Genomic DNA, 386 nt, shown 5'->3' on the forward strand with positions numbered 1-386 from the left:
TGGCTATTTCCTCGGCGACGGCACCGGTTGCGGCAAGGGGCGCGAATGCGCGGGGCTCATTCTCGTGAACTGGCTGGCCGGTCGCAGAAAGGCGATCTGGGTCTCCAAATCCGCCACGCTCATCGAGGACGCCATCCGCGACTGGACCGATCTCGGCGGCTCGCCTGCCGACATCCAGCCGCTCTCAAAATGGAAACCGGACCAGCCCGTCCCTATGGGTGACGGTATTCTCTTCGTCACCTACGCCACGCTGCGGTCCGCGGGCAAATGCGGCACCACACGACTGAGCCAGATCCTCGACTGGATGGGCGAAGACTTTGAAGGCGTACTGGCCTTTGATGAGGCCCATGCCATGCAGAACGCGGCCGGGTCCGAGCAGGTTAGGG

Annotated in this window: 1 protein-coding gene; it reads left to right on the forward strand. The window is 63.7% G+C overall.

What is annotated here, in order from left to right:
* Window positions 1-386, forward strand: a 386-nt coding sequence (locus A3764_RS00505; RefSeq protein WP_201722375.1) for a strawberry notch-like NTP hydrolase domain-containing protein, incomplete at both ends; no start/stop codon positions are given.

It is taken from the genome of Sulfitobacter sp. HI0129, from assembly GCF_001635395.1.
Classification (GTDB): domain Bacteria; phylum Pseudomonadota; class Alphaproteobacteria; order Rhodobacterales; family Rhodobacteraceae; genus Sulfitobacter.